Source organism: Streptomyces sp. NPDC101151 (assembly GCF_044768335.1).
In the GTDB taxonomy this organism is placed as follows: domain Bacteria; phylum Actinomycetota; class Actinomycetes; order Streptomycetales; family Streptomycetaceae; genus Streptomyces.
This window is the reverse complement of the sequence record NZ_JBIWPP010000024.1, coordinates 54,588-67,218: the sequence shown is the minus strand read 5'-3', so window position 1 is coordinate 67,218 and position 12,631 is coordinate 54,588. Positions and strand designations below refer to the sequence as shown.

The 12,631-nt window shown below is 71.1% G+C and carries 12 protein-coding genes; 10 read left to right on the top strand and 2 right to left on the bottom strand.

Translation table 11 applies throughout. The annotated features are described in order from the left end of the window. The first annotated feature begins 175 nt into the window (after positions 1-175). The 5 genes from ACIRU3_RS33145 to ACIRU3_RS33125 all read left to right on the top strand — a co-directional run bounded on the left by ACIRU3_RS33145 (position 176) and on the right by ACIRU3_RS33125 (position 4,878). On the top strand, positions 176-736 hold the full coding sequence (locus ACIRU3_RS33145) for an ATP-binding protein (RefSeq protein ID WP_404064259.1): 561 nt from the start codon (positions 176-178) through the stop codon (positions 734-736). 179 nt (positions 737-915) lie between these two features. Continuing rightward, complete coding sequence (locus ACIRU3_RS33140; protein ID WP_404064257.1) at positions 916-1,608, top strand: LPXTG cell wall anchor domain-containing protein; 693 nt, start codon at positions 916-918, stop codon at positions 1,606-1,608. Positions 1,609-1,637: 29 nt separating this feature from the next. Next, positions 1,638-2,480 carry a hypothetical protein gene (locus ACIRU3_RS33135; RefSeq protein ID WP_404064254.1) on the top strand — a complete coding sequence of 281 codons (843 nt, stop codon included), beginning with the start codon at positions 1,638-1,640 and terminating at the stop codon, positions 2,478-2,480. A 38-nt stretch (positions 2,481-2,518) separates the two neighbouring features. Beyond that, a complete protein-coding gene (locus tag ACIRU3_RS33130) occupies positions 2,519-3,574 on the top strand; it encodes a hypothetical protein (RefSeq protein WP_404064252.1) in 1,056 nt (351 codons plus the stop codon). Between the two features lie 2 nt (positions 3,575-3,576). After that, positions 3,577-4,878 carry a hypothetical protein gene (locus ACIRU3_RS33125; protein WP_404064249.1) on the top strand — a complete coding sequence of 434 codons (1,302 nt, stop codon included), beginning with the start codon at positions 3,577-3,579 and terminating at the stop codon, positions 4,876-4,878. A gap of 85 nt (positions 4,879-4,963) precedes the next feature. Here the strand turns inward: ACIRU3_RS33125 and ACIRU3_RS33120 are convergent, their stop codons facing one another. Beyond that, on the bottom strand, positions 4,964-6,469 hold the full coding sequence (locus ACIRU3_RS33120; RefSeq protein ID WP_404064246.1) for an oligopeptide:H+ symporter: 1,506 nt from the start codon (positions 6,467-6,469) through the stop codon (positions 4,964-4,966). 492 nt (positions 6,470-6,961) lie between these two features. On the opposite strand from ACIRU3_RS33120, the gene ACIRU3_RS33115 reads away from it, so the two are divergent. Further along, positions 6,962-7,639, top strand: a complete 678-nt coding sequence (locus ACIRU3_RS33115; protein ID WP_023550006.1) for a response regulator transcription factor — start codon at positions 6,962-6,964, stop codon at positions 7,637-7,639. 41 nt (positions 7,640-7,680) lie between these two features. After that, entirely contained in the window at positions 7,681-8,958 is a 1,278-nt protein-coding gene (locus ACIRU3_RS33110) for an ATP-binding protein (RefSeq protein ID WP_404064242.1), read from the top strand. Positions 8,959-8,991: 33 nt separating this feature from the next. Here ACIRU3_RS33110 and ACIRU3_RS33105 read toward each other — a convergent pair whose 3' ends face one another. After that, positions 8,992-9,495 carry a GtrA family protein gene (locus tag ACIRU3_RS33105; protein WP_404064240.1) on the bottom strand — a complete coding sequence of 168 codons (504 nt, stop codon included), beginning with the start codon at positions 9,493-9,495 and terminating at the stop codon, positions 8,992-8,994. A gap of 182 nt (positions 9,496-9,677) precedes the next feature. On the opposite strand from ACIRU3_RS33105, the gene ACIRU3_RS33100 reads away from it, so the two are divergent. Genes ACIRU3_RS33100 through ACIRU3_RS33090 form a run of 3 tightly spaced genes read left to right on the top strand, consistent with a single transcriptional unit; the run spans position 9,678 to position 12,519 of the window. After that, the gene (locus ACIRU3_RS33100; RefSeq protein WP_404064237.1) at positions 9,678-10,817 is read left to right on the top strand and encodes a 5-(carboxyamino)imidazole ribonucleotide synthase; all 1,140 of its coding nucleotides are present in this window, start codon (positions 9,678-9,680) and stop codon (positions 10,815-10,817) included. After that, the gene (gene purE, locus ACIRU3_RS33095; RefSeq protein WP_404064235.1) at positions 10,814-11,335 is read left to right on the top strand and encodes a 5-(carboxyamino)imidazole ribonucleotide mutase; all 522 of its coding nucleotides are present in this window, start codon (positions 10,814-10,816) and stop codon (positions 11,333-11,335) included. The genes ACIRU3_RS33100 and purE overlap by 4 nt, the downstream gene beginning before the upstream one ends. A 5-nt stretch (positions 11,336-11,340) precedes the next feature. Continuing rightward, complete coding sequence (locus ACIRU3_RS33090; RefSeq protein WP_404064232.1) at positions 11,341-12,519, top strand: dipeptidase; 1,179 nt, start codon at positions 11,341-11,343, stop codon at positions 12,517-12,519. Positions 12,520-12,631: the final 112 nt, after the last annotated feature.

Sequence of the window (12,631 nt, the reverse complement as noted above, 5' to 3'; positions counted from 1 at the left end):
GCCCAAAACGGGGGTGTTCCCCCGGATCGGTCGGGCAGAAGAGATCCTGATACCTGTCAGCCCCGGACGGCGGTCGCGTACGGACCGTGGGCGGACGGTGTACGGACCGGCAGGCACCGAACGGTGCCGGACTTTTTTGAATCGTGAACTGGTGGATCGGTGAGGTGAAGCGCTGATGAGCACCACCCGGCCTTACTCGCCGGGCGACCGCGGCCCGGAGCCCAGCGGCGCTTCCGGGGTGTCCGAGGGGGGTGCGCCGGAGGGCGGCGTGTCCGCGCGGGCAGCCGTGCCGTCCGTGCCGTCCGAGGATGTGCGGAAGACCCCGGGGCGGCAGGTCCGCAGGCTGCGCCTGGAGGGCGAGAGCGGGGTCGTCCCGCTCGCCCGCGACTTCGCCCGGCAGGCGCTGTACGCGTGGGGCTGGCTGCCCGCCGGCTCCGCCGACCAGCGGGCCGCCGCCGAGGACGTGCTGCTCGTCGTGTCCGAGCTGGTCACCAACGCCTGCCTGCACGCCGAGGGCCCGGAGGAGCTGTTCCTCGCCTGCGACAACAAGGTCATCCGGGTGGAGGTGTCCGACCGCGGCACCGGCCAGCCGGCCCCCCGCACCCCGCACCGCGCCGGCCGCCCCGGCGGCCACGGCATGTTCATCGTGCAGCGGCTGTGCCTGGACTGGGGGGTCCTCCGCACGCCCGGCCGCTCGGGCAAGACCGTGTGGGCCGAACTCGGAGCCCCCGCCTGAGCGTCCCGACGGCCGCCCGTGCGGGGCCCCCTCGGCCTCCGTCTCCACTCGATTCCCCCGTCGCACACGCCGGATCGACACAACTCCGGCGTGTGACGCATCTTCCTTCCTCACGACCCCGGGCGTACCTTGACGGCCGAATCTGATACGTCGTCAGGAATGAATGGGGTGGACCGACCGTGTCGTACCCGCAACGAACCGCCGCGCTCGTGTCCGCCGCGGCCCTGGCCGGAGCGGCGGTGCTGCTGACCGCGCCGGCGGCCCACGCCGACGTCGTGGACGTCAACTACCAGTGCAAGACGCCGATCGGCGACAAGAGCGCCGTCTCGCCCATCGACATCAAGGGCGTCAAGAGCGGCAGCGGCTACCGGATCACGATGTCCTGGCAGAAGGGCGTCTCCTCCAGCCCGGTGGAGCTGGGCAAGGGGGCGATGAGCCCGAGCGCCGCCATCAGGCTCGGCGGCGCCGACAGCGGCACCCTCGCTGTCACCGGCCCGGCCAACTCGGCCGCGATACCCGCCAACACCCCCATCAAGATCAGTGACTTGAGCGGCACCTACACGCCGAAGAAGACCGGCAAGGTCACCTTCACGGCGGGCACGCTCATCATCAAGGCGCTCGGTACGACGACCACCTGCACCCCCGCCAACAACCCCAAGCCGTCCCTGACGCTGGACGTGACGGCGGCGGGCGGAGCGTCGTCCTCCGGCTCTTCCTCGTCCTCCTCGTCGGGCGGCTCCGGCGGACAGCTTCCGCAGACCGGCCCCACGGACTCGGCCGTCGCCCTCGGCACGCTCGGCGGCACGGTCCTCCTCGCGGGTGCGGCGGGCGCGCTGTGGCTGACCCGGCGGAACCCGGCCGTACGCCGCTGAACCGCAGCCGTAGACCGCTGGAGCCGCCCATGCCGACCGCCGCCCGTGTCCTCGGCCTCACCCTGCTCCTGCTGCTGGCGTCCGCACCGCACGCGGAAGCCGCGGCAGGCTGGTCCCTCACGCCCGCCGGCGCCGGACGCCCCTCCTTCTACGCCGAGGGTGCCCCGGGAACGGTCCTGCAGGACACGGTGTCCGTGACCAACCGCAGCCGGCAGCCGCTCACCGTACGGCTGAGCGGCTCCGGCCTGCGGATCGCGTTCGCCCGGGCCGCCCTCCGGGTGCCCGCGCGCACCCGCGCCGACGTGCCGTTCACCGTGCCGGTGCCGGCCGGCGCCGCACCCGGTGACCGCTCCGGCACCATCGCCGCCCGGGACGCGGACGGCCGTACGGCGACGGTCGCGCTCAACCTGCGCGTGGGCGGCCCGGCGCTGTCCGCGCTCACCGTCGAGCATGTGGCGGTGCACGGCGACCGCATCACGTACGAGCTGGTCAACCGCGGTACGACCGTTCTCGTACCGAAGCTCGCGGTCCACGCGGACGGCCTCTTCGGACAGGTCCTCGACCGCGCCGCGCACACCCTGCCGGTCCACCTGCCCCCGGGAGCCCGCCGGACCCTCGGCGAGCCGTGGCCCGGCCGGCCCGCCCTGGACGACGTCGACGTACGGCTGACGGTGACCGCGGCGGGCGGCGCCCACGACACCACGCACGCCTCGGCCCGGTTCGTGCCCCGGGGCGCGGTGGCCGGCGTCTGCGGGGCGGCCGTGGCGGCGGCCGCACTGCTGGCCGTACGACGGCACAGGCGTCGCGGGACCGAGACCGAGGACGACGAACCCACGCACAAGGAAGTCGAGTTGACGGGAGCGGCGACGTGAGCGGCACAGCCGGGGCCAACAGGAGACGAACGGCCCGGATGCCCGTGCTTGCGGTGGTGTTCGCGCTGCTCCTGCTGCCGCTCACCGTCCCCGCGGCCGCGGCGGACGGTCCCGTCGTGAAGCTGTCCGAGTCCCAGGCGGGAACGGGCGGTTCGGTCACCGTCAGCGGAAGCGGCTGGCGTCCGCACACGCTGCTGATGATGCTGGTCTGCGGGCGGGCCACCCCGTCCCGCGGCGTCGTCGGCGGCACCAACTCCTGCGCCAACGGCGACGGCCGGGCGGTCACCACCGACGCCGGCGGCTCCTTCGCCAGGAAGCTGCCGGTCGCCGAGCCGCCCGTGCCGTGCCCCTGCGTGGTGCACGTGGCCACGGTGACCGGTGCGAAGGCCGAGGCGGACACCGTCCTCCAGGTCGCCGGGCATCCCGTCGCCCCGCTGCCCGCCGAGTCCGCCGGCGGCCGGCTGTCGATCCTGTCCGACACCCGGCTGACCGGCTCCAGCGGCGTGCTGACCTGGTTCGGGGCGCCGCCGAGCCGCACTCTGGTCTTCACCGCGGGCAACATCGGCTCCGCCGCGATCAAGGACCCGGTGTTCCGGGTCGGCACCGCGCACGGCGTCTTCGCCCCCCAGTGGGACGAGCAGCAGTGGCGCGGCACTCTAGTGCCCGGGAAGAAGGCGCAGATCGAGCTGCCCGTCGAGCTGTCGGCCGGCGCGCACGGCGACTACACCGTGGCCCTCGAGTACGGCGGCAAGGTCCTCGCCGAGCAGCCGTGGGGAGTGGGCCGCCCCTGGGGCGTGACGCTGTTCTGGATCCTGCTCTGCCTGGTCGTGCCGGCCGCGGTGTTCCGCGCCGGAATGGCCGTTGTGGACCGGGTACGGCCGCGCCGGCCGGGCGGCGTCCGCCACCGGCGGCTCACCCGGCCCGCGCTGCGGCTGCCCCGCCCCCCCACCCCCGGGCCGCTGCCCGACCCGACTCCGACCCTGCCGTGGTTCACCCCGGACTCCGTTCCGGGCGGCCCGGCCGGCCGGCTCTCCGCACCGCACGACGACAGCCCGACGAGTCCTACGACTCCCACCAGGAAGGGACCCACGTGAGCATGCGAAGGAGAGGCACACCGGCCGGCCGGACGGGCGCCGCGGGCGCCGCACTGGTGCTCTGCTCGGCAGGCCTGCTGCTGGGCGTGGCCGCCACGCCCGCACAGGCGGCCCAGGTGTCGTTCGCCACCCATTGCGTGCCGCCCGCGGGCATCGACCCGGTCGACGGCACCACGAAGGTCGAGATCACCGCGCCGGCCACGGCGAAGGTGGGCGACACGGTGGACATCGTGTGGAAGTTCGCACAGGCCGCCTCCAAGAACCCGGACATCATCGACCTGCCCGCCAACTCGGTGCAGCCGTCCGGGGTGCTCAAGGCGGCCGGGGCGCAGACCGGTGACATCGCCATGCAGGGCCCGCGGGAGAACCCGGCGATCCCCAAGGGCGGCGACATGGTGCTGTCCGACATGAAGGGCAGCCTGAAGCTGACGACGGCCGGTGAGGTGACGCTGACACCGGACGCGTACACGGTCAACGCGATGTCGACGGACACCAAGTGCGCGCCGAAGGAGACCGTGCAGAAGGCGGCGACGATCCAGGTGACGCCGGGCGGCGGGGGCACCTCCAGCGGGACGCCGAGCCAGTCGACGACACCGACCTCGTCGACGACGCCCACCCAGTCGACGACGCCGTCGGACACCGCGACCCCGACGGCGACCGGGGGCACCGGCCAGACCGACTTCACGGGCAAGGAGGTCCAGGTCCCCTACGCCTGCAAGACGCCGATCGGCGACAAGAACGCGACCTCTCCGGTGCAGATCAACGCCAAGAAGAACGGCGGGAGTTACGACCTCACCGTGCAGTTCAAGAAGTCGGTGATGGACAGCCCCGCCGACATCCCGAAGGACTCCGTGAAACCGTCGATGGAGGTGGTGCTGGGCGGCGCGGACAAGGGCACCGTGCACGTGGAGGGACCGACGAACGCCGACGCCATCAAGTCCGGCGAACCGATCGAGATCCCCGACCTCACCGGCACCTACAAGCCGGGCGCGAGCGGCAGTTCGACCCTGGCCCCGGGGGTCCTCACCATCAAGGCCCTGGGTACGACCACGACCTGCACGCCGACCAGGACGGAGGTCTCCCTCACCCTGGACACCGCCCAGCAGCCGGGCGGTGCCTCGGGCGGCACGTCGAGCTCCGGGGGATCGTCGTCCTCGGGCGGCAGCAGCAGTGGCGCGGGCGGCCTCGCCGAGACCGGTTCCGGAGACCACGGCGCCCTCAAGGCGCTGGGCCTGGTGGCGGGCACGGCGATCCTGCTGGGCGGCGCGGTGTTCACGTTCATGCCGAAGCGCAGGACGCGGTAGTTCCCGGACCGCGGCAGTTCCCGGACACAGGAAAAGGGCCACCGCATCGTCAGGGATGCGGTGGCCCTTCTCCGGCGCGGCAGCGTCAGTTGACGCTGCCCATGAGCGCCTTGACCTTGTTGCGGTACATCCACACCGCGACGCCGGCGATCACGGCGAGTATGGCCTCCAGGACGACGAAGCCCATCTTGTCGAGGTTGACACCGCCAATGGCCGGGTTGGACAGCAGCGCGGTGACCGAGTCGCCCGCGGTGACCGCGAGGAACCAGACGCCCATCATCTGCGAGGCGTACTTCTTCGGCGCCATCTTCGTCGTCACGGACAGACCCACCGGCGACAGCGTCAGCTCACCGATCGTCTGGACGAAGTAGATCGCGACCAGCCACATCGCCGCGGCCTTGTGACCGCCCTCGGCGATCGACAGCGGAGCGAGGAAGAGGAAGAAGGACGCACCGACCAGCACCAGGCCGGAGGCGAACTTCACGATCGTGCTCGGCTCCTTGCCGCGCCGGTTCAGCCACAGCCATGCCCAGGCGAAGACGGGCGCCAGGGCCATGATCATGACCGGGTTCACCGACTGGTACCAGGAGACCGGGAACTTCCAGCCGAAGACGCTGTTCTCCGCGGACTCGCTGGCGAAGATCGACAGGGTCGAACCACCCTGGTCGTAGATCATCCAGAAGACGGCGGCGGCGACGAAGAACCAGATGTACGCCGATACCTTCGAACGCTCGGCCGTGTCCAGGTCCTTGTCCCGGCGGATGCGGCCGATGACCACGATCGGCACGAGCAGACCGATGATGGTCAGCGGGATCAGCGCCCAGTTCAGGGTGAAGTGGCCGGAGAAGCTGACGGCACCGTAGAAGACCGCGGCGATCGCCAGCCAGGTCAGGCCCTTGCGCAGGGTGGCGGACTTCTCCTCGGCGGACAGCGGCGTGGGAACGACGCTGCTCTTCTCGCTCAGGTGGCGGCTGCCGAGCAGGTACTGGGCCAGACCCAGCGCCATGCCGAGCGCGGCCAGCGCGAAGCCGAGGTGCCAGTTGTAGTTCTCACCGACGGTGCCGATGATCAGCGGCGCGGCGAAGGCACCCAGGTTGATGCCGATGTAGAAGAGCGTGAAGCCACCGTCACGGCGCGGGTCGTCCGCGCCCTTGTAGAGGTGACCGACCATCGTGGAGATGTTGGCCTTGAGCAGACCCGAGCCTATGGCGACGAGGCCGAGGCCGACGAAGAAGCTGGCCGTGACCGGCAGTGCCAGGCACAGATGGCCGAGCATGATGATCAGGCCGGAGACGGCAACGGTCTTGCGGGGGCCGAGGACGCGGTCCGCGAACCAGCCGCCGGGCAGGGCGAGCAGGTACACGAGCGACACGTACACCGAGTAGATCGCGGTCGCCGTGCCCGCGTTCAGATGCAGGCCGCCCGGGGCCACCAGGTACAGCGGGAGCAGGGCCCTCATGCCGTAGTAGGAGAACCGCTCCCACATCTCGGTCATGAAGAGAGTGGCCAGTCCGCGGGGGTGGCCGAAGAAGGTCTTCTCGGAACCGGGGGTGCCCGGTCGGACCGAGTCCTTCGTCAGGCTGGACGCCATGGTCGTTCCTTGCTGGTCGGGACGCGCGTTGGAGCGCTGCGCGCCCGGTGGGGGTGCGGCCGGCACCGGCAGGGTCGGTCGTCCACCCCCACGCCCAGGGGGAGTCCGTTCCGGATCGCGGAGCGGCGGACGGCGACCACCGGGATCCACGCCCCGTGACGCGTCAGTGCGTCCGGAGCCCGGCCAGAGGTCATTCCTTTCGAGGCTGGTCTTCACCAGCCCGCACACAAAAGAGACCTTCAGCGTCAAGTGCCCGCCAAAGGTCCCCAGTGTGCTACAGGCGTTCAGGTCACCATACGGCAGGACAGTGCCGGATATGGAAGGACTTGAGACACGGATCACAGGTGTCGGGGGAACCGCGGCGTCTGGATCGAAGGTCCCCCCTACCATCGCACCTCCGGGGCAATGGTTCGTACCACCGGCCCGCGAAGGTAAGAACTCCTGGAACCGATCACACCCCAGCACTGCTCGCGGGCGGTCTACCATCACCTCATGACCCGTGTACTGCTCGCCGAGGACGATGCGTCCATCTCGGAGCCGCTGGCCCGCGCCCTGCGCCGGGAAGGTTACGAGGTCGAGGTGCGCGAGGACGGACCCAGTGCGCTCGACGCCGGCATGCAGGGCGGTGTCGATCTGGTCGTGCTGGACCTGGGCCTGCCCGGCATGGACGGCCTGGAGGTCGCCCGCCGGCTGCGCGCCGACGGCCACACCGTGCCGATCCTCATCCTGACCGCGCGTGCCGACGAGGTGGACACCGTCGTCGGCCTGGACGCGGGCGCCGACGACTACGTCACCAAGCCCTTCCGCCTCGCCGAACTGCTCGCCCGGGTACGGGCCCTGCTGCGCCGCGGCGCAGCGGAACCGCAGCAGCCGCCGGCCACGCACGGCGTGCGGATCGACGTCGAGTCGCACCGCGCCTGGATGGGTGACGAGGAACTCCAGCTCACGGCGAAGGAGTTCGATCTGCTGCGGGTCCTGGTGCGGGACGCCGGCCGGGTCGTGACGCGCGACCAGCTGATGCGCGAGGTCTGGGACACCACGTGGTGGTCCTCGACCAAGACGCTGGACATGCACATCTCCTGGCTGCGCAAGAAGCTGGGCGACGACGCGGCGAACCCCCGGTACATCGCGACGGTACGCGGCGTCGGCTTCCGCTTCGAGAAGAGCTGAACCCCCACCAGGGGTCCAGCGATCACTGCGGGTGACGGAACATGCGCCGACGTCTCATCCAGTCCACCCTCGCCGTCGTGCTCGTGGTGATCGCCGTCTTCGGTGTCTCCCTGGTGATCGTCGAGACACGGACGATCAGCAACAGTGCCCAGGAGCGGGTGGAGTCCGAGGCGGTGCGGCTGGCCAGCATCATCGACAGCCGCATCCTCGCCGAGGAGAACGTCAACGCCGACGTCCTGCGCAATCCGGTCAGCAAGGACCAGTACGCGGAGATCCGGGTCCCGGGCCGGCCGCCGATCGAGATCGGCACCAAGCCCGAGGGCGACGTCATCCGCTCCACGCAGCGGGGCGAGGAGGGTGAGACGGTCACCGTCGAGGAGCCCCGCTCCGCGGTGACCCGCGAGGTCGGCCGGACCCTGCTGATCATCGGGCTGGTGGCGCTGCTGGCGGTGGTCGCCGCCGTGCTGCTCGCCGTACGCCAGGCCAACCGGCTCGCCTCCCCGCTGACCGATCTCGCCGAGACCGCCGAGCGCCTCGGCTCGGGCGACCCGCGCCCCCGGCACAAGCGCTACGGCGTCCCCGAGCTGGACCGGGTCGCCGATGTGCTCGACTCCTCCGCCGAACGCATCGGCCGGATGCTCACGGCGGAACGGCGCCTCGCCGCCGACGCCTCCCACCAGCTCCGTACGCCCCTCGCCGCGCTGTCCATGAGGCTGGAGGAGATCACCCTCACCGACGACCCGGACACGGTGAAGGAGGAGGCGAACGTGGCGCTCACGCAGGTGGAGCGGCTGACGGACGTGGTGGAACGGCTGCTGACCAACTCGCGGGACCCGCGCACCGGCTCCGCCGTCTCCTTCGACCTGGACGAGGTCATCCAGCAGCAGCTCGCCGAGTGGCGGCCCGCCTACCGCAGCGTCGGCCGGGCCATCGTCAGCTCCGGCAAACGGCATCTGCAGGCCGTCGGTACGCCCGGCGCGGTCGCACAGGTGCTGGCCGCGCTGATCGAGAACTCACTCATGCACGGCGGCGGCACGGTCGCCCTGCGCACCCGGGTCACCGGCAACCAGGCCGTGATCGAGGTCACGGACGAGGGGCCGGGCGTCCCGGCCGACCTGGGCGCCCGGATCTTCGAGCGCACGATCAGCGGGCGCAACTCGACCGGCATCGGGCTGGCCGTCGCACGGGACCTCGCGGAGGCCGACGGCGGCCGTCTGGAGCTGCTCCAGTCACTGCCGCCGGTCTTCGGTCTCTTCCTGTCCCGCACACCCCCGGCGGCCCACAAGCTGGACGACGAGGACCGGCCGACCGTCCGCTAGGCCGACAGGACCCAGGCCCCGTCCGGCAGGTTCCTACGGGACGCGCTGCTTCGGCGTGGGCTTCTTCGACTCCTGCTCCAGGATCGATTCCGCACCCGCCACGGCCTCCCGGGCCGGCATCGCCCGGAACACCCAGGTGCGGTAGGACCAGAACCGGAACAGGGTGGCGACGCCGATGCCGACGAACTTGGACACGTTGCTCTGCAGCGGGCTGTCCCAGCCGAAGCCGTAGGTGGCCAGGTACAGCACGCCGTTCTCGATCACCAGGCCGATCGCGCTGAAGATCAGGAACAGGGTGAGTTCCTTGGTGCGGCCGTTCTTGTCGCGGTCCCGGTACGTCCAGTAACGGAAGCCGACGTAGTTGAAGGCGATCGCGACGACGGTCGCGATGATGCTGGCGCGCACCACCGGCAGCTCGGAAACATGCCGGACCAGGTTGAACACGCCGAGATTGACAAGGACGCCGGCCCCGCCGACGGCGCCGAACTTGGCCACCTCGCGTACGAGCCGTTGCAGCCCCGAGGAACGAGGTTCCATGGCTGTGCAGCTCCCGTCGGTAGGTTTCGTCAACCCAGCCATGCTATCCACGCGGCCAGGCCGACGCCTGCCGACCAGGCCACAGCTTGGGAACGGGTCGGAAAGAGCCGGGAAAGCCCCGGGTAAGAGGGGGTGAGAGGGACGCGATTCGGCCCGGCCGGTGTGGCCGATACGCTGGGGGGGTGACGTTCCCGGTAGTCGGCATGGTCGGCGGGGGGCAGCTCGCGCGTATGACGCACGAAGCGGGCATCCCGTTGGGCATCAGGTTCAAGCTCCTCAGTGACACCCCTCAGGATTCTGCGGCGCAGGTGGTGAGCGATGTCGTCATCGGCGACCATCGCGACCTGGACACGCTGCGTGAGTTCGCGCGCGGTTGCGATGTGATCACCTTCGATCACGAACATGTACCCACCGAGCACCTCAGGGCCCTGGAGGCGGACGGCATCCCCGTGCGCCCCGGACCCGACGCGCTGGTGCACGCCCAGGACAAGGGTGTGATGCGCGCCAGGCTCGATGCGATCGGCGTGCCGTGCCCGCGGCACCGGATCGTGACCGACCCGGAGGACGTGGTCCGGTTCGCGGCCGAGGGGGACGGCTTCCCGGTCGTCCTCAAGACCGTCCGCGGCGGCTACGACGGCAAGGGCGTGTGGGTCGTGGAGACCGCAGAGGAGGCCACCGACCCGTTCCGGGCCGGTGTCCCGGTCCTCGCCGAGGAGAAGGTCGACTACGTCCGCGAGCTGGCCGCCAACGTCGTACGTTCCCCGCACGGCCAGGCCGTCGCCTACCCGGTGGTCGAGTCCCGGCAGGTGGGCGGCGTCTGTGACACCGTGATCGCGCCCGCTCCCGGTCTGGACGAGGAGCTCGCGCTCGGGGCCGAGGAGATGGCCCTGACCATCGCCAAGGAACTCGGCGTCGTCGGCCATCTCGCCGTGGAGCTGTTCCAGACCCGCGACGGCCGCATACTCGTCAACGAGCTGGCGATGCGCCCGCACAACTCGGGTCACTGGACCCAGGACGGCGCGATCACCTCCCAGTTCGCCAACCACGTCCGCGCGGTCCTCGACCTCCCGCTCGGCGACCCGCGCCCGCGCGCCCGGTGGACGGTCATGGCCAACGTCCTGGGCGGCGACTACCCGGACATGTACTCCGCCTACTTGCACTGCATGGCCCGCGACCCCAAGCTCAAGATCCACATGTATGGCAAGGACGTGAAGCCCGGCCGCAAGGTCGGACACGTCAACACCTACGGCGACGACCTGGACGACGTGCTGGAGCGCGCCCGTCACGCTGCCGGCTACCTGAGAGGCACGATCACCGAATGAGCCCTGTTGTTGGCATCGTCATGGGGTCGGACTCCGACTGGCCCGTCATGGAGGCCGCCGCCAAGGCCCTGGACGAGTTCGAGATCGCGTACGAGGTCGACGTCGTCTCCGCGCACCGCATGCCGCGCGAGATGATCACGTACGGCGAGCAGGCCGCCGACCGCGGTCTGAAGGTGATCATCGCCGGGGCCGGGGGCGCCGCCCACCTGCCGGGCATGCTCGCCTCGGTCACCCCGCTGCCGGTCATCGGCGTGCCCGTGCCGCTGAAGTACCTCGACGGCATGGACTCCCTGCTCTCGATCGTGCAGATGCCGGCCGGTGTCCCGGTCGCCACCGTCTCCGTCGCCGGCGCCCGCAACGCCGGTCTCCTCGCGGCCCGCATGCTCGCCGCGCACGACGAGGACCTGCTGCAGAAGATGCGCGACTTCCAGCAGGACCTGGGCGACCAGGCCATCGAGAAGGGCAAGCGGCTGCGCGCCAAGGTCGAGAGCACCGGCGGCTTCGGCTTCGGGAAGTGAGGCCCGTGACCTCGCTGGACGAAGCCCGCGCACTGCTGCGCGAGTTCCCCGTCGTCGACGGGCACAACGACCTGCCGTACGCGCTGCGCAAGCAGGTCCGTTACGACCTCGACGCCCTCGACCTCGCCGCCCCCCAGAACGCCAGCCTGCACACCGACCTCCCGCGGCTGCGCGAGGGCGGGGTCGGCGCCCAGTACTGGTCGGTGTACGTCCCCTCCGACCGGCCGGACCCGGTCCCGGCGACGCTGGAGCAGATCGACGGCGTACGGCAGATGCTGGCCCGCTACCCCGCACAGCTGGCCCCCGCCCTGACGGCGGCCGACATGGAGGCGGCCCGCGCGGACGGCCGTATCGCCTCCCTCATGGGTGCCGAGGGCGGCCACTCCATCGCGAACTCCCTGGGCACGCTCCGGGGTCTGTACGCGCTCGGCGTGCGCTACATGACGCTCACCCACAACGACAACGTGGACTGGGCGGACTCGGCGACCGACGAGCCGAACGTCGGCGGCCTGTCCGCCTTCGGCCGCGAGGTCGTCGGCGAGATGAACCGGCTCGGCATGCTCGTGGACCTCTCCCACGTGGCGGCGACGACCATGCGGGACGCGCTGGACGCCTCGTCCGCGCCGGTGATCTTCTCGCACTCCTCCGCCCTCGCGGTCTGCAACCACCCGCGCAACATCCCGGACGACGTCCTGGAACGGCTGTCCGGCAACGGCGGCATGGCGATGGTGACGTTCGTGCCGAAGTTCGTGCTCCAGGCGGCGGTCGACTGGACGGCCGCGGCCGACGAGAACATGCGCGCGAACGGCTTCCACCACCTCGAGACCACGCCCGAGGCGATGAAGATCCACCGCGCCTTCGAGGAGCGGAACCCGCGCCCGGTCGCCACGGTGTCCACGGTCGCGGACCACCTCGACCACATGCGCGCGGTGGCAGGCATCGACCACCTCGGCATCGGTGGCGACTACGACGGCACCGCGTTCACCCCGGACGGCCTCAGCGATGTCTCCGGCTACCCGAACCTGATCGCCGAACTGCTCGACCGCGGCTGGTCCCGGGCCGACCTGGCCAAGCTGACCTGGCAGAACGCGGTACGGGTGCTGGGCGCGGCGGAAGACGTGGCCCGCGACCTGCAGACCACGCGCGCCCCGTCCAACGCGACCATCGAGTCGCTCGACGGCTGATCCACGAGGGCGGGGCAGCCGGTTTCGGCCGTCGGCCCCGCCCACCTGTGTCAGGCACCGCCCGAGGTGCTCCGGGCGGCCGGGAAGGCCTGCGGCGCCGTACCCCCGAACG

Bases quoted from the DNA above. Each gene is read 5' to 3' on its own strand.
- ACIRU3_RS33145 (WP_404064259.1), top strand. From the start codon at position 176: ATGAGCACCACCCGGCCTTACTCGCCGGGCGACCGCGGCCCGGAGCCC.
- ACIRU3_RS33135 (WP_404064254.1), top strand. From the start codon at position 1,638: ATGCCGACCGCCGCCCGTGTCCTCGGCCTCACCCTGCTCCTGCTGCTG.
- ACIRU3_RS33130 (WP_404064252.1), top strand. From the start codon at position 2,519: ATGCCCGTGCTTGCGGTGGTGTTCGCGCTGCTCCTGCTGCCGCTCACC.
- ACIRU3_RS33125 (WP_404064249.1), top strand. From the start codon at position 3,577: ATGCGAAGGAGAGGCACACCGGCCGGCCGGACGGGCGCCGCGGGCGCC.
- ACIRU3_RS33120 (WP_404064246.1), bottom strand. From the start codon at position 6,469: ATGGCGTCCAGCCTGACGAAGGACTCGGTCCGACCGGGCACCCCCGGT.
- ACIRU3_RS33115 (WP_023550006.1), top strand. From the start codon at position 6,962: ATGACCCGTGTACTGCTCGCCGAGGACGATGCGTCCATCTCGGAGCCG.
- ACIRU3_RS33110 (WP_404064242.1), top strand. From the start codon at position 7,681: ATGCGCCGACGTCTCATCCAGTCCACCCTCGCCGTCGTGCTCGTGGTG.
- ACIRU3_RS33105 (WP_404064240.1), bottom strand. From the start codon at position 9,495: ATGGAACCTCGTTCCTCGGGGCTGCAACGGCTCGTACGCGAGGTGGCC.
- purE (WP_404064235.1), top strand. From the start codon at position 10,814: ATGAGCCCTGTTGTTGGCATCGTCATGGGGTCGGACTCCGACTGGCCC.